This is a genomic window from Streptomyces pseudoechinosporeus, from assembly GCF_054783935.1.
Genome location: NZ_BAAGPS010000054.1, coordinates 25,039 through 49,764 on the forward strand (window position 1 = coordinate 25,039; position 24,726 = coordinate 49,764).

The window sequence follows — 24,726 nt, forward strand, 5'->3', positions numbered from 1 at the left end:
CCATCCCCGCCACAAGCTCGGTCTCGCGTCGGCGCTGCGGCCTCTCCTCCGGTGGAGGCCACGCGCCGAAGCCGCTGGCGCCCGTAAAACCATCTCCTCCCCCCACGGACCCCGTACCCTCTCTTGCCCTGTGAGGAGACCCCAGTGCATCCCACCCGCAACGCGACCGTGTCGGTCGCCGCGCTGCTGGCTTTGGCCACCGCGGCCGTCGGCTGCGAGAGCGGTTCGACCACCGCCGCATCCACCGCCGCATCCACCGCTGATTCCGCCAAGCCCGGCTGCCCCACCGTTCTCACCAACGCCAAGCGGGCCGTCAAGAAGGCCGAAGACATCAACGCTCCCTGGGGCGGTCCCACCACCGGACCCCGGGCAGTCCCCGACAAGACCATCGTCTTCGTCGCCCAGACCCTGGCCAACCCAGGCGTCGCCGGCGTCGCCCAGGGCGTCGAGGAGGCCGCCAAGGTCATCGGCTGGAACGTCCGCGTCATCAACGGCCAGGGCACGCCCGCCGGCATCAAGGCCGCCTTCAGCGAGGCCGTCGCCCTCATGCCCGCCGGCATCGTCATCGGCGGCTTCGACCCCAGAACAACCGCCCAGCAGGTTCGGCAGGCGAATTCCGCAGGCATCCCACTGATCGGCTGGCACGCCGTCGCCGCCCCTGGCCCCAGCAAGGACCCGGAGCTCTTCAGCAACATCACGACCAGGGTCGAGGACGTCGCGAAGATCAGCGCCGACTGGATCATCGCCCGATCCAACGGCCGTGCCGGCGTCGTGCTGTTCACCGACGCCTCGATACCCTTCGCCAAGCGCAAGTCGGACCTGATCAAGAAGGAACTCGGCACCTGTTCCGACATCAGGCTGCTGAGCTACGAGAACATCCCCATCCCGGAAGCCAACAGCCGCACCGTCGACGAAGTGTCCTCCCTGCTCTCCCGCTTCGGCAGCAAGTGGACCTACTCCGTCGCCATCAACGACCTGTACTTCGAGCACGCCGCTCCCGCTCTGCGCGCCGCCGACCGGCCGGGCGCCGACGCCCCGTTCAACATCGGCGCCGGCGACGGCGACCCGTCGGCCTTCCAGCGCATCAACAGCAAGGAGTACCAGGCCGCCACCGTGCCCGAGCCTCTCTCCGAACAGGGCTGGCAGATCGTCGACGAGTTCAACCGCGCCTTCGCCGACAGGCCCGACAGCGGATACGTCGCCCCCGTCCACATCGCCACGGCCGCCAACAGCGGCGGCGCACTGTCCTGGGACTCCGAGGGCTACCGCCAGGCGTACCGCAAGATCTGGGACAAGTAGGAGACCGGCCACCGGCCAGGGAGCAGTGGTGCCGGGTCCCGTTCGAGACCCTGGGTCCAGGTCGTCAGGGCCCGCGGGTGGACAGTGCGCCGGCCGGAAACACACGGTCTGATCGCACGGCAGCCGCATGGGCTTGCCTGAGCGATGCGTGAGCGGACGATGCCGCACCGGCCGGTCACGAGCCGGACCGAGCGTCGCGCTTCACCTGCTTTGACCAGGAACTACCGGACGGCGGGGGAGTATCCGGAACCGCTCGGCAGGAGGCCGCGGGACTTTTGATCCATTGGTTGTGGGTTCGAGTCCCACAGGGCCTACCGGACGATCAGCCCCTCACCTGCGACGGAAGCTCTGGGCGAGGGGCTGATTCGCGTTCTGGGGCCACTCGGAGATCGCTAGCTCGGCCCAAGCTCGGACGAGATGCAGATGATCAAGACATGGAGTGGCCCCGGCCGGGACACAGGAACCGGCCGGGGCCTGGTGCCGCCCGCCCTCCGGTCGTCGCGGGGCTGATCTCGACGTTCAGCTCGGCGTGCCGCGGAACGTCGGGCCGGAGCAACTCCTTCGCCGCGCGAGGAGCAGCGCCACATCGTCGTCCGGTTCCCGGTTCAAGGTGCCGAGCAGCATGTCGCAGGTCTCCTCCAGCGGGAGCCGGGTCCCGCCCAACAGCCGTAGCAGGCCCTGCAGGCCGACCTCGATGGACTCTCCGCGGCTCTCCACCAAGCCGTCCGTGAACAGCACGAGCAGCGTTCCTTCCGCCAGTTCCCGCTCTTCGGCGCGGAACGGCACGCCGCCCACCCCGAGCGGCACGCCGCTGGGAATGTCGAAAAACTCGGCCTTCCCGGCCGGGTCCACCAGCACCGGCGGCAGATGGCCTGCGCGGGAGAGTTCGCATCGGCCGCGCCATGGGTCGCAGACGACGTAGAGGCAGGTGGCCATCGAGTCGGAGTCGCCGAGCGAGGCGGCGATGTCGTCGAGGTGGTACAGCAGCTCGGCCGGGGGCAGGTCGAGCCGGGCGAGGGCGCGGGTGGCCGTGCGGAGCTGGCCCATGATCGCCGCGGCGTGCACGCCCTTGCCCATCACGTCGCCGACGACCAGGCCGACCTTGCCGTGCTTGAGCGGCAGCACGTCGAACCAGTCCCCGCCGACCTCGCTGACCGCGGGCAGGTAGCGGGAGGCGACCTCGATGCCGGGGTAGCGCGGTGGCTCTTGGGGGAGCAGGCTGCGCTGGAGGGTGAGCGCGGTGTTGTGCTCGCGCCCGTACAGCCGGGCGTTGTCCATGCAGAGGGCGGCGCGTATGGCCAGCTCGGTGGCGAGCGTGAGGTCCTGGTCGTCGAACGGTTGGGCGTTGACCGTGCGGTAGAGGCTGAGGGTGCCCAGCACCTCGCCGCGGGCCATCAGGGGGGTGGTCAGACAGGAGTGGGCCCCGGCCCGCCGGAGCGTCTCGGCGGCGGCGTCGTCCCGGGCGATACGCCGCATCGTCGCGCCGCTCACCCGCCGCAGCAGGATCGGCCGTGCCTCTCGTACACTCTGCGTGATCACCCGTGACGAGCCGTACGACGCCAGTTGGCCGATCGGATCCGCGGTCTCGATCGCATCGGTGGGATAGCCCGCGGCGACGGCGAGGGCCCGGAAGTCGATGGAGCCGTCCCTCCGTATCGCGGCCGTGCCGCCGGGACCGACCACCGAGTCGAGTACGTCGACCGCAGCGAGGTCGGCGAGCTCCGGCACGGCCACCTCCGCCAGCTCACGGGCGGTCTGGCGCAGGTCCAGCGTGGTGCCGATGCGGACACCGGCGTCGGCGATCACCGCCAGCCGCTCCCGGGCCTTCGCGACCTCGGCCGCCGCGCGCTGCCGCTCGGAGACATCGATCACCGCCATCGCCAGGCCCAGCGCACGCCCGTTCGAGTCCTCGATCCGGTGGTACGACTCCGAGTACGCGTGCTCCTCGCTGTCCGCGGCCGTCCGGCCGATGGTCTGCTGATCCAGCAGAGGCTCACCGGTCCGCAGGACCTGCCGCATCCGCGTCTCGATGGCCTCCACATCCAGCGCCGGCAGCACCTCGCCGACCCGGCGGCCCAGCACGGCTTCCTCGGGCACGCCGTTCATCCGCTCCAGTGACGGATTGACGCGCACCCACCGCAGGTCGGTGTCGAACACCGCGATGCCCACCGGCGACTGGCTGACCAGGATGTGGGACAGGGCCAGGTCCCTCTCCACGTTCCGTACGGTGTCGGCGTCGGTGCCCAGGCCCAGGGCATGAACGTCGCCGCGCGCATCGCGCAGTTGCATGGTGCGGAACTCCACCCGCCTCGTCGAGCCGTCCTTGTGCCGTACCGGAAAGACTCCCGCCCAGCTCGCACCCGTGCGCACGCGCTCGAACAGCTCCCGGGACCGTGACCGGTTCTCCGGTGCCACCAGCAGCCCGCCCGCGTTCCGGCCCAGTGCTTCGGCGGCGGAGAAACCGAACAACAGCTCGGCCTCGGGGCTCCACAGCACGATCCGGCCGTCGCTCCCCAGGACCAGGGCAGCGACCCGCAGCAGATCGAGCAGTCCGCCCGGCGCAGCGGTGATGCCGTCCCCCCAGCTGTTCCCGGTCCGGGACTCTCGCTCAGGCATACCGGCCGCTCCTTCCGGCGGCGCCGGAACCGCCCTGCGCCCATTCCGCGGTTCTCCCTGGCATCAGTGATACCTCTCCCTGGGGGACACCGCACGCCACGGCCGTCCGCGACCGGCCGACCTCGGCGCATGCCGCTCTTTCGAGCAGGAGACCGGTTGCCGTGGTTGTCCACGGCTGTGCGGAGCCGGGCTCCGGCTACCACGGCGTGACCCGAAGATCTCTCGCGGCGGCCTCGGCCTTCTCACCGCGAGCGAACCGCTCGGCCGCCTCCAGACGCACCCGCTCCCGCTTCTGCTGCTCCTTGGGCGTCAGCCCGCCCCCATGCGCATACCGCATGAAAGTCGTACTGCAGCGATCAAGAACCGTCACGGGCCCACAGACACCGCGAGTTCAACCTGGGTAAGGGCAGGCGATGCGCTTGAGGAGATGGCCTGCTCGATGCTTCAGAACGCACTCGTAGCAGTCGGGCCCGCGCAGCCTCACATCCGGGATCTCAGCACGTCGACCTCACAGCCCGGCGCGAAGGGGTCGAAGCCCTGCTCGATCAGCGAGCGAACTGCCAGCAGGCTTCGCAACGACGACCACGCGTGGATCACGTCGAGGTCGATGTCGGTGCCATAGCCGGCGATGACGTCGTCGAGGTGCTCCTCGTGTCCGAGCGTGAAGGTGGCGAGGTCGTACAGGGCATCACCCTGGCCCGCCTCGGACCAGTCGATGATGCCGGTGACCTCGTCGCCGTCGACAAAGACGTGCGCGATCTGCAGGTCGCCGTGTGTGAACGCCGGAGTCCACGGCCGGAGCGCGGCCTCGGCGACCTGGCGGTTGCGGGTGACCAGGTCGGCGGGCAGGACGCCGTTCGTCACGAGCAACTCGCACTCGTCGTCGAGTTCCGCCGCCAGCGCGACGATGCTCCGGCCGGCCCGGCCCGGCCGGGGCGGCAGCGGCGCGTCGTGCAGCTTTCGGATGGCGGCGCCCGCCGCGGCCCACGCCGCCGGCGACCCGGTCGACGGCCCGCCGAGGCGCCCAAGCGTCGTCCCCGGGAGTGCGGCGGTCGCGAGCACGGGCGGCTTGCGCCACAGGACCTCCGGGGTCGGGACCGGCGCCAGGGCCATCGCCTCGACCTCGACGTCGATGCGCGCCTGATCGGCGTCCACCTTCAAGAACACGTCGCCGACGCGCAGGGTCGCGCGCTCGGAATGGGCGACGACGACTTTGACCTCATCCATGGGCGACCAGTATCCCGGGGATGATCGCCGACGTCGCCAGGTTTATCGCGTGCGATTGGGCGGCTGACCGCGTCCCGCCACCCGGCGGCCTCGTGCGCGACACCGACCGCTGACCAGGTCAAGCCCACCACTTTTGTTAGGAGTCCTAAGGGCTCGCAGAAGAACAACTTGCGGGCAAGTGACGCGCTGACCTGCGGAGTCAAGCCGCAAAACCCGCAAGTTAATTCTCTGCAGGCCCTAAGGGGAGGACCCACCCCAGACCCTTTATGTGTTCGAGCCTGGCCCAGTGATGCAATTGTCCCGAATCGCGGATGCTCGTTCGAGCGGTCGGTGGGCCCTGTACTTGGATGATCCGGCCGACGGGCAACCTGGGAGAGTCGCTGGTCAGCAGACGTTCTTGCGTGAGCGGATGGTGTAACACAGGCCGTCACGGAGCAGGCCGCGAACCACCCGGCATCTTCAGTGACCAGGTGGTTCCGGACCCCGAAACACCGTCCGGAACCACCCACCACACCCCCACCAGGACTTTTAATCCATTGGTTGTGGGTTCGAGTCCCACAGGGCCTACAGGAGAGCCCCAGTTCAGAGCGGATCTGATCTGGGGCTTCGGTGCGCTTCGGGGCTCTGGTGATCGGTAGCTCAGTCACAGCTCAATCGAAGCGTAGACGTTCAGGACATGGAGCGGCCCCGGCCGGGACACAGGGGCCGGGGCCTGATACCGCCAGCACTCCGGGGATTGGGGGAGACGAAGGCGGACGGCCATCTCTACTCGGGCGGGCACTCCTTGCGACCACCGCCACGGCGGCCAACTCGCTCGTCGCATGTGAGGCTGACGTTAAGATCCGCTCATGGTCCCCTTAGATCGCCTTGCTGCCTTCTCTGTCGCGGCTCTTCTGATCACGCTGACTCCGGGTCCGAGTGTGCTGTTCGTCATCGGCAGGGCGCTGGCGCAGGGCCGACGGGCAGCGCTGGCCGGGGTGGTCGGCAACGATGTGGGGACCTTCATCCAGGCAGTCGCGGTGGCGCTGGGCCTGGGTACGCTCTTGGAGCAGTCGGCGCTGCTGTTCAGCGTTATCAAGCTGATGGGTGCCGCGTATCTGGTGTATCTCGGCGTGAAGGCGTTCCGCCAGAGGCGCAGCCAAGGAGACTTCGGAGCAGCCACAGCTCCCGGCGGGGCCTTGCGCGCCGCGCGGGACGGGTTTGTCGTTGGGGTGACGAATCCGAAGAATGTGATCTTCTTCGGTTCGGCACTGCCTCAGTTCGTGGACGGAAGCAGTGGGCATGTGCCGCTGCAGATGATCACCTTTGGGTTCGTCTTCGCCGTGATTGCAGTGGTCTGCCACTCGGCCTGGAGCCTGCTGTCCAGCAGCGCCCGTTCGTGGTTCGCCCGCTCGCCTCGTCGTCTCGAGGCGGTCACGGCTACAGGAGGCGCGACCATGGCCGGGCTTGGGGTCTTTCTCGTGGCGACTACGACGACGTCGAACTGACGCGGCCTAATCGGTGGGCCGGAGAGCTGTCAGGCGAGACATTGGTGCGGGCTCGCGGGGTTTCGGTCCACCAGGCGTTGAGGCGGTGGAAGTTCAGCGCGGTGGCTGTGAGCTGGCGTGCCTCTCCGACTCCGACCTCCGCGACTGGCGCCCCGAGAAGAAGCGGGGCGGTCGGCGGTCGGCCGTCGAGTAGCCGACGGGACGGGGTGACGCCGAAGGGGCCGCGCGATGCAACGCGCGGCCCCTTCAGGCGTTCGGTTCGTCCTCATCGGAACCATCGCTGGGCGGCTGCTCGACGACGAAGGAGCCCTTCCCGCGCACAGTGACGATCAGCCCGCGCTCGCGGAGTTCCTGTGCGGCCCGCCGTGCCGTGAGTCGTGCCACGCCGTACTCGTCGGCGAGGTGGTTCTCCGAGGGGATAGGCCTGTCCGGAGCCAGCTCCCCGGACGCGATTTTCCCGGCGACGACGTCAGCCAGCTGTACGTAGAGCGGTCTCGCGCTCATCGGGTCCAGGGTGGCGTTCGGCTCTGCCTTATCGCTCATACGTCCAACGTAGAGCGGCAGTGACCTGCACGGTCGTGTGGATCCCTCTGTACTTGTATACAGAGGGCTGCATCCCGGTGTAGCTTCGAAACGAAAAGACCCCGGCGAGGTGTGAGAGACCTCCCGGGGCACGGCCAACGCTTGTTAGGAGCGTCGACATGCACGACCTTATCCGCCGCACCCTCGAATGGCTGCGCCTCCTCTTCGCCCCAGGTACGGGCAAACGGCGCCGCCCCCACCGGCACCCACACTTCTGTGTCCACCTCACCGTCGTACGCCGCCCCTCGTCCCCTCTGCCCCCGAACCTCCCTCGCCACCGCTCTCCGTACGGCCTCCCCACCCTCCTCGACGGCGCCGACTCCGCCCTCGTACGCCCCTACCTGGCCGCCCATGAACGGGAAGCCGCCCTCCAGGAACGCCGTCGCCTCGCCCTCGTCCTCGCCGCCGACTTCGGGATCGACCTCGACCGGCACCTGGTCGGTGCGCAGGAGGTGGCCGCCTGATGAAGCACACGACCGACCCCGCGACGGCCTCCAACTCCCCCCGCCTGCTGCCCTGGCCGTCCCCCACCGGCAACCCCTGCTACCTGATGACGGACAGCGGCGGCGGATACGTATCCCGCCTCGCCGACGACCTGGAAGCCGTACAGCTCGCCATGGGCGCCGACGTGCTCGGCCTCGCCCGCAACGTGCTGGACGACCCCTTGTCGCCGTACACCGAGGTCCGCTACGCCGGCCTCCGGCTCGCCGAGTGCCTGACCGACGCCCTGCGCGTCGCCGAGTCCCGCGGCCTGCGCCTGCCCGTACCGGCCACCGAGGACGCCGACGGCGTCGAAGCGAGCGAAAGCAGCACGGCGTAACCGCCGACCGAGACCCGGGAGGCCGTTCATAGACCGGCGACCGCCCCGGCTCCCGTTCCGGCCGTGAACGCGCCGACCGCGGCAGACACCGACTCCGTATCCGTGGTGGTTTCCGTGGTCGGCACGGATGCCGCCGCACCCCGGTCAGGACAGGCTGTGACCACAGCGGCAGTGCCCGACCGGGCACACCAAACCGCTCGTGACCCACGACCACAGGAGTGACCATGCCCAGCGCCAAGAACAGCTCGTACGAGGGATTCACGGCCGAGGAGCGGGTCGCGATGAAGGACCACGCCCAGGAGCAGAAGAAGGCGGCGCGTCGCGGCTCGCGTGCGGACAAGGCGGCGGAGGCGGAGCGGGACGTGCTCGCGAAGATCGCGGAGATGCCGGACTCGGACCGGATCATGGCCGAGCGCGTCCATGCCATCGTCAAGGCCAACGCCCCGGTCCTCGCGCCGAAGCTCTGGTACGGGATGCCCGCCTACGCACTGGACGGCAAGGTCGTCTGCTTCTTCCAGAGCGCGGCGAAGTTCAAGTCGCGTTACGCGACCCTCGGGTTCAACGATCCGGCGAAGCTGGACGAGGGCACGATGTGGGCGACCGCTTTCGCCCTGACCGAGGTGACGGACGAGGCGGAGGCACGAATCGCCGCACTGGTGAAGCAGGCGGTCAGCTGAAGGCGCACACAGCGGCGGTTATCGGACGGCCCTGGGTGTCAGGCCGAGGCCGGCCAGCGCGGCCGCGCCGGCGGTGGCATGCTCGCCGCCGGCGAGCAGCAGCGTGCGCGCCGACTGGTAGGGGCAGCCCGCCGCGTCGAACGCCGCCGCGGCGGCGAGCTGGCGTGGCAGGTCGCCGTCCAGCAGTGCCTCCGCTCGGTCCAGTTGGGCGGTGGCCACCGGGTTGCCGGTGACCGCGGCGCGTGCGGCGTCGATCCGGGCCCGGGCGTCCGGGTGCCCGGCGAGCACCGCCGTCTCCGCGCGGAGCGCCACGTACCAGTGATGCCAGATCCAGCACACCCACTTCCACACCTCGTCCGGCTTCGGCGCGACCCGCTCCAGCGCGGCGTCCACCTCCCCGTGGTGGAGCAGGACCATGGCGTCGAAGACCGCACCGTAGCCATGACGGTGCTGCTCCACCGCCGTGTCCGCCTGATCGACGACCGCGAGCCAGGTCGCCCGCGCGTCGTGGTCGCCGCGCAGCCCGTGGATCATGGCCACCGACGCGGCTGCGGCGCCGAGGGAGAGTGAGCGCTGGCGGCCACTGTGCTCCCACGCGTCGAGGAACCTCACGCTGCGGGTGAGTACGTCGTCGGCATGGCCGGCGAACGCGTCCGCGGTCAGGATCCAGGACGTGGCGTGGTGGCCCGCCTCGGCCAGCTGGGGGTGGTCGGCCAGCTGCTTGCCCCACCGTCGGGCTTCCGGCAGCTCACCCACACCGAGGGCGGTTCCGGCGGCCATGGCGAGGGCGTCCATCAACTCGTGCGTACTGGCAGGAGTAGGCGGTACGGAAGCCAGGATGTCGATCCGGCGCCGGGCGAGCCTCGCGACGGCGAAGGCGTCGCCGGCCCAACTCCGGGCGCCGGAGAGCGCGTCGAGGGCGGCCGACTCCGCCACCGAGTCGCCGGTGCGCCGGGCGAGCCCGACGGCATGTTCGGCTCGCTCGACCGTCTCCTCGACGGTGTTCTCCGCGTCTCCCTGAATCGCGCCGTACGCGTCCGCGACCACCGCCGCCTCGGCCAGCGCGACAGCCGCCGCGGCGGCCGGGGTGTCACCGGACAGCTCTCGCGCCTCCGCGAGCATGGCGGTCACCTCGTCCACGGGGGGAATGCGCGTGAACGAGGTGGAGAAGCGGTACGCGACGGTGGCGGCGTCCGCCAGGTCGCGGCCGGCGCCGGCGCTGTCCCCGGCCCGGCGGGCGGCTTCCGAGGCGGCACGATGCAGCCGGAACATGTCGTCGCCGAGCCTGCGGCACCCGGCCACCGAGGCGGCGTGCCGCAGCGCAGTGGCACCGGCGTCGTCGTCGGCGAGCCGGGCCGCCTGCTCGTACCGCTGCTGGGCCTCGCCGAGCAGGTTGCGGGTGAACGCCAACTCGGCCAGGGACAAAGCGAGTTGGCAGGCGTCCGCGCGTCGCTCCGGCTGTTCGGCGGCCCAGCTGAGAGCGGCCCTGAGGTCGTCCGCCAGAGCGTCGAACCGGGCGCGCCAGTCCGCGCCGCCGGCTCCCATGAGGGCGGTCGCGCCGGCCAGGCACCAGTCCACGTGGCGGGATCGGACGTCGATCAGCTCACCGGCGTCGGCGAGCCGCTCCGTACCGTACTGGCGGATGGTCTCCAGCGGCTGGTAACGGGTGCCGTCCGTGGACGGTGTCACGGCGAGCAGGCTCTGCTCGGCAAGCCTGCCGAGCCCATCCGTGACCGCGGCCGGATCCAGCGGGGCGAACCCCGCCACAGCGGTGGCCGCCTCGGCGGTGAACGGCACGGCGAACACCGACACCCGGCGCAGCAGGGCCTGGTCCTGCGGCTCCAGCAGGTCATGGCTCCAGTCAAGGACCGCGCGCACCGACCGGTGCCTGTCGTCGGCGCGGGCTCCGCCGGTGAGGATCCGCAGCTGATCGGAGAGGCCGGCCGTGAGGCCGTCAAGGCCGAGCGTGGACCACCGCGCCGCCGCCAGCTCGATCGCCAGCGCCATGCCGCCGAGCCGTTCACAGACGGCCACGACCCCTTCGCTCACCGCCGGACCCGGAGGCTGGCCGACCGCCGCCGCCCGGTCCATGAACAGAGCTACCGCCTCCGAGTTGTCGCCGCCGGCCCGCGACAGCGGCGGGACCGGGAAGACCCGCTCGAACGGCACCATCAGCCGGGCCCGGCTCGTCACCAGCACCCGCAACCGCGGACAGGCCGTCAAGAGCCGCTCCACAAACGACGCCACCCCGTCGCGTACCTGCTCGCAGTTGTCCAGCACCAACAGCGCCCGGTGATCCGCCAGCGCGGCCATCACCGCGTCGTCGATGCCGTGCCCGGGCTGCTCGCCGACACCCACGGCCGCCGCGACTGCCGCCCCCACCCGCTCCGGATCGGTGACCGGCACCAGGTCGACGAACCACACCCCGTCGGCGAAGTCGTCGGCCACTTCCGTCGCCACCGCCAGCGCGAGCCGGGTCTTGCCGACCCCGCCCGGGCCGACCGCGGTCACCTGTCGGTGCGTCTTCACCGCCTCGGCCAACTCGCCACGCTCGCGCGCCCGGCCGACGAACGGCGTCAGCCGCGCCGGAAGAGCGGGTGCCGACCGCGACCTTTCGGCGTGGGCGGACTCGGCCGCGCGCCGGGAAAGCGCCCGCCGATCCGGCACCTCCAGCTTGCGCAGCAGCGAGGAGACGTGTGATTCGACCGTGCGTACGGAGATGACCAACCGCGCGGCGATCTCCGCGTTGCTGAGGTGCTCCCCGAGCAGCGCGAGTACTTCGGCTTCCCGGGCGGAGATCACTGGAGTGGACACCGGCTCATTATCCGTATCCGTTTATCCGTGGCGGTTTCCGTGGTCAGCACGGAGGTGGACCGCATCCGGTCCGGGAGAGGCTGTGGCCACAGCGATCGTGACCCCCGACCACAGGAGTGACCATGACCGTGGTGTACGCCGACCCCCGCTCCCCTGCCCAGCGCCGCCGCGACACCGAGGACCGGCTCACCCACGACACCGACATCTGGGTGGCCAGTGCCTCGGCGGACGGTGCACCGTACCTGGTGCCGCTGTCCTTCGACTGGGACGGCGAGGCGCTGCTGGTGGCCACCCCGGCAAAGAGCCCGACCGGCAGGAACCTGGCCGCCACCCGGACCGCTCGGCTGGGGCTGGGCCACACCCGCGACGTGTCCATGATCGACGGCGAGGTCGAGGTCCTCGAGATCGACGAGCTGCCGCAGCAGCAGGCTGACCGCTTCGCCGCACGCACCGGCTTCGACCCGCGCCCGCTGACCACGCCGTACCGCTGGTTCCGTATCACCCCGCGCCGCATCCAGGCCTGGCGCGAGGAGAACGAGCTGCGCGACCGCGAGTTGATGCGCGATGGCCGCTGGCTGGTCTGACGCTCCGGCCGGGCACACCTGAGTCCCACAGCGTGAGCACTTCTCCCTGCCGTGTTCGCTCCTCGCTCGTCTGAGCGTCTGAAGGACATTCTCCCCGTACGTGTTCGCGCTTTCCGCGGATGTGGACCTTGCCCGGATGAACCCTTGCCGAATCTATCGAATATCGATAGATTCCCATCGTTGCTCGATTGGAGGAGAGACGATGGGAAAGCTGGCCGTGCTCGCGCTGCGGGTCGTGCTCGTGGTGTTGCTCGTCGGGTCGGTGTTCGTGCTGGCGGTGATGGTGCCGTTGCTGGCCATCGACATGGAGGGGTTCAACGCCGATGTGGCGCACCTGCGTACCCCGTTCCTCGTGATCGCGGTTCTGGGGGTGGTGACCGTTCAGGTCGTCCTCGTCTGCGTGTGGCGGCTGGTGGCGATGGTGCGGCGCGGGACGGTGTTCTCCCATGCCGCCTTCCGGTACGTGGATGTCGTGACCGGCGCGTTCGTGGCGGCCGCGCTCCTGGTGTTCGCGCTCGGGGTGGTCCTGGCGCCGGGCGAGGCCGTGGCCCCGGGCGTCGTGCTGCTGCTGGGCGGGGTCGGACTGGCGGTCCTGGGCGTCGCGCTCATCGTGCTCGTACTGCGGATGCTGCTCGCCCAGGCCGTCGCGCGCGATGTCGAGGCGACGCGGATGCAGGCCGAACTGGCCGAGGTGATCTGATGCCGATCGCCGTCGACATCGACGTGATGCTGGCCAAGCGCAAGATGTCCGTGGGCGAGCTCGCGGAACGCGTCGGCATCACGCCCGCCAACCTGGCGGTCCTCAAGAACGGCCGCGCCAAGGCCGTACGTTTCACCACGCTCGCCGCACTCTGCGAGGTGCTCGAATGCCAGCCGGGAGACCTGTTGCGCTGGGAGGCCGAGGAGAGCATGGACCAGGTCGGCGGAGTCAGCCCGCGCTGAGTTCCGGCAGCGGCAGCGTGTGGCGGGTCTGGAGGACCTTGGCCCGCAGGTAGCGGACGTTGTGGGCCGTCGTGAACACGCCCGTCGGGACCCGGCGTTGAACGTCGACGCCCAGTGCGCGGAGCTGTTCCGCCTTGTCCGGGTTGTTGGACAGCAGGTCGAGGGACGAGATGCCCAGGGCGTTGAGCATCTGGGCCGCCGACGTGTAGTCGCGGGCGTCCTCCGGCAGGCCGAGGGCAGTGTTCGCGGCGTACGTGTCGAGGCCCTCGTCCTGGAGGGCGTACGCGTCGAGCTTGTTGTAGAGGCCGATGCCGCGGCCCTCCTGGCGGAGGTAGAGCAGGACGCCGCCGCGCGTGGCGATCTGCTCGACCGCCTCGCGGAGCTGCGGGCCGCAGTCGCAGCGGGCCGAGCCGAAGACGTCGCCCGTCAGGCACTCGGAGTGCAGGCGGACCAGCGGGGTCGCCGAAGGGTCGCCGAGGACGAGGGCCACGTGTTCCTGGCCGTCGGTCAATCCGTGGAAGGTGACCACGTCGGCGTCGACGCCGTAGCCGTCGTGGAAGCGCAGCGGGACCCGGACGCGTGCGCGCGGGGTGGCGGCGGGGAGTTCGGGCATGCGGGTTCTCCGAGTCCAGGATCCGAGCTGCTTCTGAACGGCCTCTTCAAGAAGCAGCCTGTTCAGAACAGCTTCAACAACAGCTTCAGATCTGCTCTGCTACAGATTTGAAGCAGATCCTCTGATCGATACCCTAACTCATGGTTCAAAGTTGAAGCAACAGTTCCGAATGTTGCTCCTGAGCCCAGAACACGCGCCTGTGCGGAAGGCTGTGGCGAGCCGCCGCTTCACGAGGGGCTTGTCCGTCCAGCGCGGACGACGAGCGGACGGCAGACGGACGACGCGCGGACGGCAAAAGCAAAGGCAAGGAGCTCATCCGCTCCTTGCCACTCTCAACTTATAGCGCACCGGGGGGCTTGCGGCAAGGCCCCCGTCGTGCCGCAGAATTGCCCGGCCAAGGCCAGGACCTGCGGAAATGGGAGTCGCGAAGTGCGTGTGTTGCTGTCGACGTATGGGTCGCGTGGGGACGTTCAACCGATGGCGGGACTCGCGGTGCGGTTGCGGGAACTCGGTGCGGAAGTACGGGTGTGCGCGCCGGCGGACGAGGAGTTCGCGAAGCTGCTGGCCGGTGTCGGAGTGGAGCTGATGCCCTTCGGGCCGTCGGCGCGCGCGCTCACGAAAGCGGCGCCGTCCCTGTCCGCGGAGGGCCTGCCCCGGCGCGCGGCCGAGGTGATCGCCGGACAGTTCGACGTGGTCATCGCGGCGGCCGAGGGATGTGACGTGCTGGTGGGGACCGGCATGACGCCGGCCGCGGCCGGCGCGCGGTCGGTGGCCGAGAAGCTGGGCATCCGCTATGTGCCCGTAACCTTCCAGCAGCTCACCCTGCCGTCGCCGCAGCGCCGGCCGCTGGAGTATCCGGGCCGGCCGTTGCCGCCGGACGTGACCGACAACCGGGTGCTGTGGGACCTGGACGCCCAGAACTACAACGCGCTGTTCGGTGAGGCGCTCAACACCAACCGGGCGTCGATCGGCCTGCCCCCGGTGGACAACGTCCGCGAGTACGTCATCGGCGACCAGCCGTGGCTGGCGACGGACCCGGTCCTGGACCCGTGGCAGGAGACGCCGGACCTCGACGTCGTACAGACCGGCGCGTGGATCCTCCCCGACGAACGCCCACTCCCAGCCGACCTGGAAGCATTCCTGGAGGCCGGTGAACCACCGGTGTACGTCGGCTTCGGCAGCATGCCCCTGCACGGCTCGACGGAGGCCGCCCAGGTAGTCGCCGAGGCGGTCCGCGCGCAGGGCCGCCGCGTACTCGTCTCCCGCGGCTGGGCCGACCTCGGCCTGATCGACGCCCAGGACGACTGCTTCGCCGTCGGTGACATCAACCACCAGGCACTGTTCGGCCGGGTGGCCGCCGTCGTGCACCACGGCGGCGCGGGCACCACGACGACGGCCAGCCGGGCAGGCGCGCCCCAGGTGGTCGTCCCCCAGCTGGCGGACCAGCCATACTGGGCCGACCGGGTGGCCGACCTGGGCATCGGCGCGGCACACGACGGTCCGACCCCGACCTTCGAGTCCCTGTCGGCCGCGCTCACAACGGCCCTGACCCCCGAGACCCGCGTACGAGCAACCGCCGTGGCCGCCACGATCCGTACCGACGGGGCGGCGGTGGCCGCGAAGCTGCTGCTCGACGCGATCAGCTGAGAAGGGCCGCCGGTGCCCGCGTGCACCACGCGGGAGCGTCGAGCCAGAACCCAGAACGCCACAGAAGGCCAGAACCCGCACATCCTGCTCCCCTCAACCGACAACGGCCACAGGGTCGCAAACGACCCCAGATCGGAGCCGATGACGTGAACCCGCTGACCACCAGCGTGTTTGACCTTCCCGACCACCTTTCCCCCAAGGCCGACCCGAAGCTGATCGCCGGCGACGAGCAGCACTTCGCGGCCATCGCGGAGTGCCTCGAGCAGACGATCGCCGAGGTGTCCGGCCGCCTCGATGCCGAGCGCAGGGCACCCGGCGGCATGGGCCGGCACGCCATGGACCGGGACACGGAGATCCACCGGCTGACCAATCGCCTGCGTACCCTGCGTCGCTTCGGTCTGGACCTGTGCCTCGGTCACATGGTCGGCGCGGACAACCAAGAGCCGGTGTACGTCGGACGACTCGGCCTCACGGACAGCACGGGCCGTCGGCTGCTGGTCGACTGGCGCTCCCCGGCGGCCGAGCCGTTCTTCGGAGCCACCCACGCCAACCCGATGGGTCTGGCAAGCCGCCGCAGGTATCGCTGGACCCGCGGCCGGATCAGCGACTACTGGGACGAGGTGTTCACCGCGGAGGGGTTCGCCGGGCACGCCGCGCTCGACGACCAGTCCGCCTTCATCGCCAGCCTGGGCAGCAACCGGTCGCCGCGGATGCGAGACGTGCTCGGCACCATCCAGGCCGACCAGGACGCCATCATCCGCGCGGGATCCCGCGGCGCTCTCGTCGTCGACGGCGGTCCGGGTACGGGCAAGACCGTCGTCGCCCTGCACCGCTCCGCCTACCTCCTCTACTCCGACCCACGCCTCGGTCACCGCCGCGGCGGTGTGCTCTTCGTCGGTCCGCACCGGCCCTACCTGGCGTACGTCGCCGACGTCCTCCCCAGCCTCGGAGAGGAGGGCGTACAGACCTGCACCCTGCGGGACCTCGTCACCGAGGGAGCCACGGCGGCGGTCGAGGCCGACCCGGACGTGGCCTTGCTGAAGTCGTCCGCGAATCTGGTGGAGGGGATCGAGAAGGCCGTCAGGTTCTACGAGGAGCCGCCCGCCCAGGGGATGACGGTCACGACCCACTGGTCCGACGTCTGGCTGAGCGCCGACGACTGGGCCGTGGCGTTCGAAGCGGCAGAGCCCGGTACTCCGCACAACGAGGCACGCGCCCAGGTGCTGGAGGAGCTGCTCACGATCCTGGTGGACAAGCACGGCGAGGACGACGCGGACGGGTTCTCGCCCGACCTGCTCCGCAAGTCGCTGCGGCGGAACAGGGAGCTGCTCACGGCCTTCAACCGCGCGTGGCCGCTGCTCGAAGCGACCGACCTGGTCGGAGACCTGTGGTCGGTGCCCGCCTACCTGCGGATGTGCGCTCCCTGGCTCAGCCGCGAGGACGTACAGAAGCTCCAGCGCGAGGACCCCCAGGCCTGGACGGTCTCCGACCTACCACTCCTGGACGCGGCACGGCAGCGGCTCGGCGACCCGGAGACGGCCCGGCGCAAGAGCCGGTACGAGGCCATCCTCGCCGCCCAGCGCGAGCGCATGGCGCAGGTCGTCGACAACCTGGTCGACGCGGTGGCCGACTCCGGCGCCGACGGTGACGACGGCGAAGGCCTGGTGAGGATGCTGCGCGGCGAGGACGCCCAGGTCAGCCTGGTCGACGAGTCCGAAGCGCCCACCGTCGACCCGGATCTGCTCGCCGGCCCGTTCGCGCACATCGTCGTGGACGAGGCTCAGGAACTGACCGACGCGGAGTGGCAGATGCTGCTGCTCCGCTGCCCGTCCCGGAGCTTCACCATCGTCGGGGACCGCGCCCAGGCCAGGCACGGCTTCACGGAGTCATGGCAGGAACGGCTCGAGCGGCTCGGGTTCGACCGGATCAACCTGGCCTCCCTGAGCATCAACTACCGGACGCCGGAAGAAATCATGGCGGAAGCCGAGCCGGTCATCCGAGCCGTACTCCCGGACGCCAACGTGCCGACCTCCATCCGCAGCGGCGGCGTCCCCGTCGTCCACGGATCCGCCTCGGAACTGAACTCGATCCTCGACACCTGGCTCACCGCACACGCCGACGGAATCGCCTGCGTCATCGGCGACCCCACATTCCGTACGACATTCCGTACGCCGTCGTCCCGCGTCCGCTCCCTGACTCCGGAGCTGTCGAAGGGGCTCGAGTTCGACCTGGTCGTCCTCATCGACCCGGAGAAGTTCGGAGAGGGCATTGAAGGAGCGGTCGACCACTACGTCGCGATGACCCGGGCGACCCAGCAACTCGTCGTCCTCACGAGCACCTGACGCCAGCCGGACGAAATCCCGTCACCTATGTGAACCAGGTTGCCTATGTGACCTGGGTGGACGAGCGCCGCCGCCACGGCAGATCATCCGACGCGGGCTGAGCCCCGTCCCCCTGGAGCGCCCCCGCAACCCCCGTGAAGATCGCCTCCAACTGCCCCACCTGCTCCGGAGTGAGGTGCTCGAAGAGCGCGGAGCGCACCATCTCGACATGACCCGGCGCCGCCCGCTCCAGCACCGCCATCCCCTCGTCGGTCAGGAAGGCGAGGCTCCCGCGCTTGTCCATGCGGCAGCCTTCACGGCGTACGAGACCGTCCTTCTCCAGGCGTGTCACGGCGTACGTCAGCCGGCTGCGGGTGATCTTCAGCGCCTCGGCGAGATCCGTCATCCGCAGACAGCGGTGGTCGGTCTCGGAGAGGGTGGCCAGGATCGTGTAGTACAGGTGCGGCATACCGGCCTCCTGCTGGAGCTGCCGGTCGAGCGCGTCCTCCAGAAGGTGAGAGGCGGCGATGTACGCGCGCCAGGCGCGTTGCTCGTCGGGGGTGAGCCAGCGGGTCGTCATGCCACCCAGTGTAGGTACTGTTTAAAAATTGAACCACCATCGCCCGAAGCAGACGCACCGAAGCAGACGCACCGAGCCGAGCGGAGAGTACGCCCCATGCCCCACCCCTACGTCCTGTTGTCCGCCGCCGTCTCCCTCGACGGCTACCTGGACGACACCGGCCCCGAACGGCTGCGGCTCTCCGGCCCCGCCGACTTCGACCGGGTCGACGAGGTGCGGGCCCAGTCCGACGCGATCCTGGTCGGCGCGGGCACCCTGCGCGCCGACAACCCCCGCCTCCTGGTCAACTCCGCCGAGCGGCGCGCGGCCAGGCTCGCGGAAGGCCGCCCGGAGTACCCGCTGAAGGTCACCGTCAGCGGCGGCGGAGACCTGGACCCGGCCCTCAACTTCTGGTCCACGGGCGGCGAGAAGGTCGTCTACACGACGGACAAGGGCGCCCCGAAAGCCACCGCGGCCCTCCGCGGACTGGGCGTCGACGTCGTCCCCGTCGGGCCGGAGCTCGACTGGCCGGCCGTACTCGAGCACCTTCACGACGTACGAGGCGTACGGCGGCTCATGGTCGAAGGCGGCGGGCGCGTGCACACACAGCTGCTCCAGGAGGGCCTCGCGGACGAGTTGCAGCTCGCCCTCACGCCCCTCCTCGTGGGACAGCCGGACGCACCCCGGCTGTTCGGACCCGGCGGCTACCCGGGCGGGGTGCGCAACCGAATGCGGCTGGTGGAAACGCGGCCCGTGGGCGATGTGGTGCTCATGCGCTACGTGCCCACGGCGCCCGGAGCGGGCGGGCTCGCTTCCGCGGCCGACCGGCACTGGCTGGAGTTGGCATGCGAACTCGCCGCCCAGTGCCCGCCCTCGCGCACCGCGTTCAGCGTCGGCGCGGTCGTCGTCGCGGCCGACGGTACGGAGCTGGCCCGCGGCTACTCCCGCGAGGCCGACCCCGTGTCACACGCCGAGGAGGCCGCGCTCGCCAAGCTCGACCCGGCCGACCCGCGCCTTCCTACCGCCACCGTCTACAGCAGCCTGGAACCCTGCGCCCGCCGCGCCTCCCGGCCCGCCCCCTGCGCCCGGCTGATCCTCGACGCGGGAGTACGCCGCGTGGTCACCGCCTGGCGCGAGCCCGACACGTTCGTGCCGTCCGCCGACGGAAGCGGTCTGCTTTCCGCCCAGGGCGTCGATGTCGTCGTACTCCCGGAATACGGGGAGCGGGCCGCCGAGCCCAACCGCCATCTGCTCGGCCAGTGACAAGGACCGGCTGAGAGCAGCGGACCGGTTAAGAGCAGGGAGCGAAAAACCGTGTGCTGAGCGTCCCGCGGATGGCGTACACTGGTCTTACCGACGCGGGGTGGAGCAGCTCGGTAGCTCGCTGGGCTCATAACCCAGAGGTCGCAGGTTCAAATCCTGTCCCCGCTACTGAAAACTCAGGGCCGGAACCTACGGGTTCCGGCCCTGAGTGTTTTTCCCGGCGTTCCCGACGGTCCTCCTGTCCCCGATGGCCCGCTCACCCACTCGGCCCGCACAGGTCGCCCCCCGACCACCCGCCGGGAAATCTGGACGGAGCGCGGTGAAGGGCAGGAGAGAAGTGGTGGGGCCTGGAGATGCGGAGGGCGGACCGCGCGGCGGCGCGTACGTCCAGACCCTTGTCCGGGCCCTCCCCGTGCTGCTGATCGTCGCGGGCGTCTGCTACGACCTCCTCACCCCGCCCGTCTTCACCGCGGTGCCCTTCTTCACGGTCGCCCCGCTCGTCGCCGCGCCTCTGTCCACGTTCGCCAACACGCTGCGTACCGGAGTCGTGGCCGTCGCCGCCCTGGCCCTGCTGCACATCAGGGGCTCCTACGACGTGGGAGCGGCCACAGAGGTGGCCACGGCGGCCGCGGTCGCCGCGCTGGCCCTCGTCATCAACCGCCTCGTACGCCGCAGTGACCAACGTCTCGCCTCCGCGCGCGAGATCGCGGAGGCGGCCCAGCGCGCCGTACTGCCCGAGCCGGCCGAGCGGATCGGCGGGTTCGATATCGCGGCGCGGTACGAGGCGGCGCAGGCGGACGCGTTCATCGGGGGCGATCTGTACGCCGTGCAGGACACCTCGCACGGCGTACGGCTCGTCGTCGGGGATGTGCGCGGGAAGGGCATGGGCGCGGTGGCGGCCGTGGCCGTGCTCATCGGGGCCTTCCGGGAGGCCGCCGAGCAGGAGGCGACCCTGGAGGCGGTGGCGCAGCGGCTGGAGCGGGCGCTGGCGCGCGAGGGCACCCGGCGCGGCGGCCTTGAGGCGTTCGAGGACTTCACCACCGCCGTACTCGCCGAGATCCCGCACGCCGGCGCCGTCGTACGCCTCGTCCACCGCGGTCACCCCGGGCCGCTCCTGCTGTACGCCGACGGCTCGCTGGACACGCTGCGGGCAGAGGACCCCGCACTGCCGCTCGGGATGGGCGAGTTGGGCCTGTGGCCCGACCGGGCGCAGGAGGTCCCGTTCCCCGGCGGGGCCACCCTGCTCTTCTACACGGACGGGGTGACCGAGGCCCGGGACCGGCACGGCGTCTTCTTCGACCCGGCTCAGTGCCTCGCGGGCCGCACCTTCCGCCGGCCTCGGGCGCTGCTCGCCACGCTCGTGGAGGAGGTCGTACGGCACACGGGAGTCGGCGGCGCGACGGACGACATGGCGCTGCTGGCGGTCAGGAGGCCGTGAGGCCGGTCTTCGAGGCCGGTCCTTCATGCCTGCGGCGCCCTATATCACTTGTAGTAGTCGAACGAACCCACTCCGCATAACAACTGAAACATTGTCAACAGAAGTCACAGCCGTGAATTGCCCCTGAGTCAGGATCAACTCGCCCGATTCGTCCCGCTCATGACCTGAAAGTCCAGGCCAAGACTGCCAACGAATCTCCAGAACAGCTTGGAATCCGGTGCTCGCCTCTATTAACGTTCGATAACGCAGCGCGGTCGTCCCAGCCGGCACAAGAGTCGGCTCCGTGCGCACGCGCCGAATCCCGCAAGGGAACCGGGGAACCACCAACTTGGGGTGAATCGGGCGTTGTTCTCGGTGGAGACACCGTGAGTGACGCGCGTAGGAGACCTTCCTGCTCCGAACCCGTCAGCTAACCCGGTAGGCGACAAGGAAGGAAAGGAGTGCGCCTACGTGGCGTCCAACCGGCCTGCCCCCCAGACTTCGTTCGCACCGAATGAGCAGCAGCCCGACTCATTCGGCTACGGCAAACGCCAGGACGAGGAGACCTGGGAGGAGTGGAACCCCACCGAGGATTCCCTCAAGCCCGTCCGCGGCAGGCACCGCGTCGGCAAGCAGCGCGGCGGAGGCCTCGCGCGCAGCTCCACGGTTCTGGGCGTCGGTGTCATAGCGGCCGTCAGCGCGGGCGGCATGGCCAGCGCGAACACTGGCAAGCCGCCGGTCTCCATCACCCTGCCCGACCTGCCGCTGATCTCGGACGAGCCCGAGGAAGAGCCGGGTTCCACGACGCCGCTCACCCAGGCCGGTCTGAGCACGGCGGACGCCAAGCAGGGCAACTCCGACGCGGGCGAGGCCCTGCGCGCCCGCATCGTCCTCCAGGCCGAGCGGCAGCAGGACCAGGTGGACCGCGAGGCCAAGAGGGCCGCGGAGACCGCCGCCGCGAAGAAGGCCGCCGAGCAGGCAGCCAAGGAGCGGGAAGCGGCCAAGGCCAAGGCCGAAGCCGCCAAGGAGAAGGCGGAGGAGGAGGCCCGGCAGAAGGCCGAGGCGGAGCGCCTCGCCAAGCTCGCCAGGAGCTACGCGCTGCCCACGTCCTCGTACACCATCACCTCGACCTACGGGCAGTCCGGCGCGCTGTGGTCCTCCGGGACCCACACCGGCCTGGACTTCGCCGCCCCGACGGGTACGCCGCTCAAAGCGGTCCACAGCGGCACCATCACCGAGGCCGGCTGGAACGGCTCGTACGGCTACCTCACGAAGCTCAAGCTCGACGACGGTACGGAGGTCTGGTACGCCCACCAGTCGTCGATCAGCGTCAGCGTCGGCCAGAAGGTCAGCACGGGCGAGGTCATCGGCCGCGTCGGCGCGACCGGCAACGTCACCGGGGCGCACCTCCACATGGAGGTCCACACGGCGGGCGGCGACGGAATCGACCCGGCGGCCTGGCTGCGGAGCAAGGGGCTCAACCCGTAAACCCGTAGGTCCCGGTCGGCTCTTCGACCAGCTCTGACCAGTTCTTTGACGCCATCCGCTTTCGGACGAGAAGCGGATGGCGTCCTGGTTTCTAAGTTCGGTAGGGGTTGTACGCCGGGTAGGGCGACGCCTGGCCGTACGCGTTCCCGTACGTGGGCCACGGCGGCGGTACGGGGAGCGGAGCCGTGGCCCGGGCCGCGTACGCCAGCGCGGGGCGGGCCAGCTCGCGGCGGGCCCACAGTTCGTGGAGCAACTCTCGTTCCCGTACGACGAAATCGGTGCCCGCACGGCCGCGGCGCCCCCGGTGGCGCAGGAACGCCAGGGATGTCGCGTACGCCTCGTACTCCGCGACCGCCCGCCCCGCCGCGCGCCCGCCGTGATGCGTGGCGTACTCGCGGGCCAGTCGCCGCGCCTTCATCGAGCCGAGCACGAACGGCTCGGGAACGGTCAGCCAGCCCGCCATGGCGTACGCGGGGAGTTCGGTGCGGATCGTGCCGAGTTCGCGCTGCCGGGTCCAGATGGCGAGCCAGGTCAGCAGGCCGAACGCGGGCACCATGAACGCCGCGTACACCGCGAAGAAGCCGTACGTGCCGAAGGCCGACGAGCCGTTCCAGAGGGCGTGCATGCCCATCGCCAGCAGCAGGCCCGTGAAGGGCAGCAGTACGCGTCGTATGTGCTGGCGGTCCGCCGAGAGCGCCGCGATGCCGAAGCCGATGCCGGTGAGCACGGTGAACAGCGGGTGCGCGAAGGGCGACATGATCACGCGTACGAAGAAGGTGGCGGCGGTGACGGAGGCGATGCCGCCGTCGCCGCTCAGCTGGTCGGTGCCGAAGGCGGTGCCGAGGTAGAGGATGTTCTCGGTGAACGCGAAGCCGGTCGCGGTGACCCCGGCTATCACCACGCCGTCGACGATTCCGGTGAAGTCCCGTCTGCGGAACAGGAAGACGAGTAGGACCGCGGCGGCCTTCGCCGACTCCTCGACGACCGGCGCTATGACCGTCGCGCCGATCGTGTCGGCGCTCGAGGGGTCTGCGGTGGCCGTGGCTATCCAACGCGTAGCGAAACTGTTCGCCACGATCGCTATCAGCGCCGCCGCGCAGGCGCCCCAGGCGAACGCGAACGTCAGGTTCCGCCAGGGGCCGGGCTCCACCCGGTCCAGCCAGCGGAACGCCGCGATCAGCAGCGGGACGGGCAGCACGGCCAGGCCGAGGCCCACCAAAAAGCCCTCGGTGCCGGTCTGTTCGCGGACCAGGGCCAGGATGACGAGACCGGACAGGGCGAGCAGGGTGATCAGCGCGCTGTAGCGCACCCACTTGCGGCGCCACCAGTGTGTATGTCGCCGGGTGCCTCCAGTGGGGGTGCCGACGGGGGTGCCGGGGGGCGGGGGGTACGCCGGATACGCCGGATACGGGGGACTGGTGGCCACGGCATCGACCCTAACCAGGGAGGGGGTTGGCTCGCGACGGTGTCGGGCTTACGGCGCGATGTGCGTGGTGCTGGATGGCACACGGTGGAACAGCAGGTCGTGCACCACATGTCCCTTGTCCAGGCCCTGGCTCTCGAAACGGGTCAGTGGGCGGAAGTCCGGGCGGGGGGCGTAGCCGCCGTGCGGTTGGGTGTTCTCGAAGTCGGGATGTGCGGTGAGGACTTCGAGCATCACCTCGGCGTACGGCTCCCAGTCCGTGGCGCAGTGCAGCAGCGCGCCGGGCCTGAGGCGGGACGCGGCGAGGGTGAGGAAGTCCGGCTGGATCAGGCGGCGCTTGTGGTGGCGCTTCTTGGGCCAGGGGTCCGGGAAGTACACGCGCAGGCCGCTCAGGGAGTCCGGCTGGAGCATCTCCCTGAGCAGGATGATCGCGTCGCCGTTGCCGACCCGGATGTTGGACAGACCCTTCTGGTCCGCGAGATTGAGGAGGTTGCCCTGGCCCGGGGTGTGCACGTCGACGGCGAGGACGTTGGTGTCGGGATCGTCGGCGGCCATCTGCGCGGTGGCTTCGCCCATCCCGAACCCGATCTCCAGCACGACGGGCTTGTCGTTCCCGAACAGCTCCGTGAGGTCGATCTTCCTCTGGCCGTCGATATCCAGCCCCCACTTGGGCCACAGCCGCTGCAACGCGTCGGCTTGCCCATGCGTGACCCGGCTCCGGCGCGGCTGGAAGCTGCGGATCCGGCGCTCGAAGTGGGAGCCGGCGGGGTCGGCGCGGGGGCCGTCGGGGAAGCGGGGCGCGCCTTTGGCGCGGGGGTGGGGGCGACGGGGCTCTTCGGTGTTTTGACGCTCAGACACAGTGCGTCGATTCTACGGAGCGGGGGCCTCCGGCGGTTGGGCGGGTGCGGGTGCGTTGTGGCTGGTCGCGCAGTTCCCCGCGCCCCTGG

21 protein-coding genes, 1 tRNA gene, 1 pseudogene and 1 riboswitch are annotated in these 24,726 nt (G+C 70.2%); of the genes and pseudogenes, 14 read left to right on the plus strand and 9 right to left on the minus strand.

Annotated elements, in window-relative coordinates; genetic code table 11:
* Positions 1-144: 144 nt before the first annotated feature.
* Positions 145-1,299 carry a substrate-binding domain-containing protein gene (locus ACYVO6_RS36600; RefSeq protein ID WP_461068967.1) on the plus strand — a complete coding sequence of 385 codons (1,155 nt, stop codon included), beginning with the start codon at positions 145-147 and terminating at the stop codon, positions 1,297-1,299.
* A gap of 519 nt (positions 1,300-1,818) precedes the next feature.
* Here the strand turns inward: ACYVO6_RS36600 and ACYVO6_RS36605 are convergent.
* From ACYVO6_RS36605 to ACYVO6_RS36615, 3 genes and pseudogenes are all read right to left on the minus strand, one after another.
* Entirely contained in the window at positions 1,819-3,915 is a 2,097-nt protein-coding gene (locus ACYVO6_RS36605) for a SpoIIE family protein phosphatase (protein WP_461068969.1), read from the minus strand.
* A gap of 205 nt (positions 3,916-4,120) precedes the next feature.
* A pseudogene (locus ACYVO6_RS36610) lies at positions 4,121-4,252 on the minus strand (IS630 family transposase); the annotation flags it as partial.
* Between the two features lie 143 nt (positions 4,253-4,395).
* Positions 4,396-5,142, minus strand: a complete 747-nt coding sequence (locus ACYVO6_RS36615) for a phosphotransferase family protein (RefSeq protein WP_461068971.1) — start codon at positions 5,140-5,142, stop codon at positions 4,396-4,398.
* Between the two features lie 848 nt (positions 5,143-5,990).
* Between ACYVO6_RS36615 and ACYVO6_RS36620 the strand changes: the two genes are divergently transcribed.
* Positions 5,991-6,629 (plus strand): LysE family translocator, encoded by a 639-nt coding sequence (locus ACYVO6_RS36620; protein WP_461068973.1) that lies wholly within the window; start codon positions 5,991-5,993, stop codon positions 6,627-6,629.
* Between the two features lie 246 nt (positions 6,630-6,875).
* Here the strand turns inward: ACYVO6_RS36620 and ACYVO6_RS36625 are convergent, their stop codons facing one another.
* Positions 6,876-7,172, minus strand: a complete 297-nt coding sequence (locus ACYVO6_RS36625; RefSeq protein ID WP_461068975.1) for a GntR family transcriptional regulator — start codon at positions 7,170-7,172, stop codon at positions 6,876-6,878.
* 158 nt (positions 7,173-7,330) lie between these two features.
* Between ACYVO6_RS36625 and ACYVO6_RS36630 the strand changes: the two genes are divergently transcribed.
* The 3 genes from ACYVO6_RS36630 to ACYVO6_RS36640 all read left to right on the plus strand — a co-directional run bounded on the left by ACYVO6_RS36630 (position 7,331) and on the right by ACYVO6_RS36640 (position 8,708).
* Positions 7,331-7,675 carry a hypothetical protein gene (locus tag ACYVO6_RS36630; protein WP_461068977.1) on the plus strand — a complete coding sequence of 115 codons (345 nt, stop codon included), beginning with the start codon at positions 7,331-7,333 and terminating at the stop codon, positions 7,673-7,675.
* Entirely contained in the window at positions 7,675-8,031 is a 357-nt protein-coding gene (locus ACYVO6_RS36635; RefSeq protein WP_461068979.1) for a hypothetical protein, read from the plus strand. The genes ACYVO6_RS36630 and ACYVO6_RS36635 overlap by 1 nt, the downstream gene beginning before the upstream one ends.
* Positions 8,032-8,255: 224 nt before the next feature.
* A complete protein-coding gene (locus ACYVO6_RS36640; RefSeq protein ID WP_461068981.1) occupies positions 8,256-8,708 on the plus strand; it encodes an iron chaperone in 453 nt (150 codons plus the stop codon).
* Positions 8,709-8,726: 18 nt separating this feature from the next.
* Here the strand turns inward: ACYVO6_RS36640 and ACYVO6_RS36645 are convergent, their stop codons facing one another.
* Positions 8,727-11,522: an ATP-binding protein gene (locus ACYVO6_RS36645; RefSeq protein WP_461068983.1), complete on the minus strand. Its 2,796-nt coding sequence runs from the start codon at positions 11,520-11,522 to the stop codon at positions 8,727-8,729.
* Positions 11,523-11,644: 122 nt separating this feature from the next.
* Here ACYVO6_RS36645 and ACYVO6_RS36650 point away from each other — a divergent pair, with 122 nt between their 5' ends.
* The 3 genes from ACYVO6_RS36650 to ACYVO6_RS36660 all read left to right on the plus strand — a co-directional run bounded on the left by ACYVO6_RS36650 (position 11,645) and on the right by ACYVO6_RS36660 (position 13,048).
* Positions 11,645-12,106, plus strand: a complete 462-nt coding sequence (locus ACYVO6_RS36650) for a pyridoxamine 5'-phosphate oxidase family protein (RefSeq protein WP_461068985.1) — start codon at positions 11,645-11,647, stop codon at positions 12,104-12,106.
* Positions 12,107-12,308: 202 nt separating this feature from the next.
* Entirely contained in the window at positions 12,309-12,806 is a 498-nt protein-coding gene (locus ACYVO6_RS36655; RefSeq protein ID WP_461068987.1) for a DUF2975 domain-containing protein, read from the plus strand.
* Positions 12,806-13,048 carry a helix-turn-helix domain-containing protein gene (locus ACYVO6_RS36660; RefSeq protein ID WP_461068989.1) on the plus strand — a complete coding sequence of 81 codons (243 nt, stop codon included), beginning with the start codon at positions 12,806-12,808 and terminating at the stop codon, positions 13,046-13,048. Before ACYVO6_RS36655 ends, ACYVO6_RS36660 begins: the two co-directional genes overlap by 1 nt.
* On the opposite strand, the gene ACYVO6_RS36665 is transcribed toward ACYVO6_RS36660, so the two are convergent.
* Positions 13,035-13,661: a GTP cyclohydrolase II gene (locus ACYVO6_RS36665; RefSeq protein WP_461068991.1), complete on the minus strand. Its 627-nt coding sequence runs from the start codon at positions 13,659-13,661 to the stop codon at positions 13,035-13,037. The genes ACYVO6_RS36660 and ACYVO6_RS36665 overlap by 14 nt on opposite strands.
* A 429-nt stretch (positions 13,662-14,090) precedes the next feature.
* Between ACYVO6_RS36665 and ACYVO6_RS36670 the strand changes: the two genes are divergently transcribed.
* A complete protein-coding gene (locus tag ACYVO6_RS36670) occupies positions 14,091-15,308 on the plus strand; it encodes a glycosyltransferase (RefSeq protein ID WP_461068993.1) in 1,218 nt (405 codons plus the stop codon).
* 146 nt (positions 15,309-15,454) lie between these two features.
* Positions 15,455-17,650, plus strand: coding sequence for an RNA polymerase recycling motor ATPase HelR (gene helR / locus ACYVO6_RS36675; protein ID WP_461068995.1), 2,196 nt, complete (start codon positions 15,455-15,457; stop codon positions 17,648-17,650).
* A 43-nt stretch (positions 17,651-17,693) separates the two neighbouring features.
* On the opposite strand, the gene ACYVO6_RS36680 is transcribed toward helR, so the two are convergent.
* The gene (locus tag ACYVO6_RS36680) at positions 17,694-18,209 is read right to left on the minus strand and encodes a MarR family winged helix-turn-helix transcriptional regulator (RefSeq protein ID WP_461068997.1); all 516 of its coding nucleotides are present in this window, start codon (positions 18,207-18,209) and stop codon (positions 17,694-17,696) included.
* 96 nt (positions 18,210-18,305) lie between these two features.
* Here ACYVO6_RS36680 and ACYVO6_RS36685 point away from each other — a divergent pair, with 96 nt between their 5' ends.
* The 4 genes from ACYVO6_RS36685 to ACYVO6_RS36700 all read left to right on the plus strand — a co-directional run bounded on the left by ACYVO6_RS36685 (position 18,306) and on the right by ACYVO6_RS36700 (position 22,356).
* Positions 18,306-19,451 (plus strand): dihydrofolate reductase family protein, encoded by a 1,146-nt coding sequence (locus ACYVO6_RS36685; RefSeq protein ID WP_461068999.1) that lies wholly within the window; start codon positions 18,306-18,308, stop codon positions 19,449-19,451.
* Positions 19,452-19,545: 94 nt separating this feature from the next.
* Positions 19,546-19,619, plus strand: a tRNA-Met gene (locus ACYVO6_RS36690).
* Positions 19,620-19,698: 79 nt separating this feature from the next.
* The gene (locus ACYVO6_RS36695) at positions 19,699-20,889 is read left to right on the plus strand and encodes a PP2C family protein-serine/threonine phosphatase (protein ID WP_461069001.1); all 1,191 of its coding nucleotides are present in this window, start codon (positions 19,699-19,701) and stop codon (positions 20,887-20,889) included.
* A 282-nt stretch (positions 20,890-21,171) separates the two neighbouring features.
* Positions 21,172-21,328: riboswitch (cyclic di-AMP (ydaO/yuaA leader) on the plus strand.
* Positions 21,329-21,339: 11 nt separating this feature from the next.
* Positions 21,340-22,356, plus strand: coding sequence for a M23 family metallopeptidase (locus ACYVO6_RS36700; protein ID WP_461069003.1), 1,017 nt, complete (start codon positions 21,340-21,342; stop codon positions 22,354-22,356).
* 91 nt (positions 22,357-22,447) lie between these two features.
* Here the strand turns inward: ACYVO6_RS36700 and ACYVO6_RS36705 are convergent, their stop codons facing one another.
* Positions 22,448-23,782, minus strand: a complete 1,335-nt coding sequence (locus ACYVO6_RS36705) for a PrsW family intramembrane metalloprotease (RefSeq protein ID WP_461069005.1) — start codon at positions 23,780-23,782, stop codon at positions 22,448-22,450.
* Between the two features lie 48 nt (positions 23,783-23,830).
* Positions 23,831-24,637, minus strand: a complete 807-nt coding sequence (trmB, locus tag ACYVO6_RS36710) for a tRNA (guanosine(46)-N7)-methyltransferase TrmB (protein WP_461069007.1) — start codon at positions 24,635-24,637, stop codon at positions 23,831-23,833.
* Between the last annotated feature and the right edge of the window lie 89 nt (positions 24,638-24,726).

Excerpts from the sequence above, each read along its gene's own strand:
- ACYVO6_RS36605 (WP_461068969.1), bottom strand. The coding sequence starts at position 3,915 with ATGCCTGAGCGAGAGTCCCGGACCGGGAACAGCTGGGGGGACGGCATC.
- ACYVO6_RS36615 (WP_461068971.1), bottom strand. The coding sequence starts at position 5,142 with ATGGATGAGGTCAAAGTCGTCGTCGCCCATTCCGAGCGCGCGACCCTG.
- ACYVO6_RS36620 (WP_461068973.1), top strand. The coding sequence starts at position 5,991 with ATGGTCCCCTTAGATCGCCTTGCTGCCTTCTCTGTCGCGGCTCTTCTG.
- ACYVO6_RS36625 (WP_461068975.1), bottom strand. The coding sequence starts at position 7,172 with ATGAGCGATAAGGCAGAGCCGAACGCCACCCTGGACCCGATGAGCGCG.
- ACYVO6_RS36630 (WP_461068977.1), top strand. The coding sequence starts at position 7,331 with ATGCACGACCTTATCCGCCGCACCCTCGAATGGCTGCGCCTCCTCTTC.
- ACYVO6_RS36635 (WP_461068979.1), top strand. The coding sequence starts at position 7,675 with ATGAAGCACACGACCGACCCCGCGACGGCCTCCAACTCCCCCCGCCTG.
- ACYVO6_RS36640 (WP_461068981.1), top strand. The coding sequence starts at position 8,256 with ATGCCCAGCGCCAAGAACAGCTCGTACGAGGGATTCACGGCCGAGGAG.
- ACYVO6_RS36650 (WP_461068985.1), top strand. The coding sequence starts at position 11,645 with ATGACCGTGGTGTACGCCGACCCCCGCTCCCCTGCCCAGCGCCGCCGC.
- ACYVO6_RS36655 (WP_461068987.1), top strand. The coding sequence starts at position 12,309 with ATGGGAAAGCTGGCCGTGCTCGCGCTGCGGGTCGTGCTCGTGGTGTTG.
- ACYVO6_RS36660 (WP_461068989.1), top strand. The coding sequence starts at position 12,806 with ATGCCGATCGCCGTCGACATCGACGTGATGCTGGCCAAGCGCAAGATG.
- ACYVO6_RS36665 (WP_461068991.1), bottom strand. The coding sequence starts at position 13,661 with ATGCCCGAACTCCCCGCCGCCACCCCGCGCGCACGCGTCCGGGTCCCG.
- ACYVO6_RS36680 (WP_461068997.1), bottom strand. The coding sequence starts at position 18,209 with ATGACGACCCGCTGGCTCACCCCCGACGAGCAACGCGCCTGGCGCGCG.
- ACYVO6_RS36685 (WP_461068999.1), top strand. The coding sequence starts at position 18,306 with ATGCCCCACCCCTACGTCCTGTTGTCCGCCGCCGTCTCCCTCGACGGC.
- ACYVO6_RS36695 (WP_461069001.1), top strand. The coding sequence starts at position 19,699 with ATGGCCCGCTCACCCACTCGGCCCGCACAGGTCGCCCCCCGACCACCC.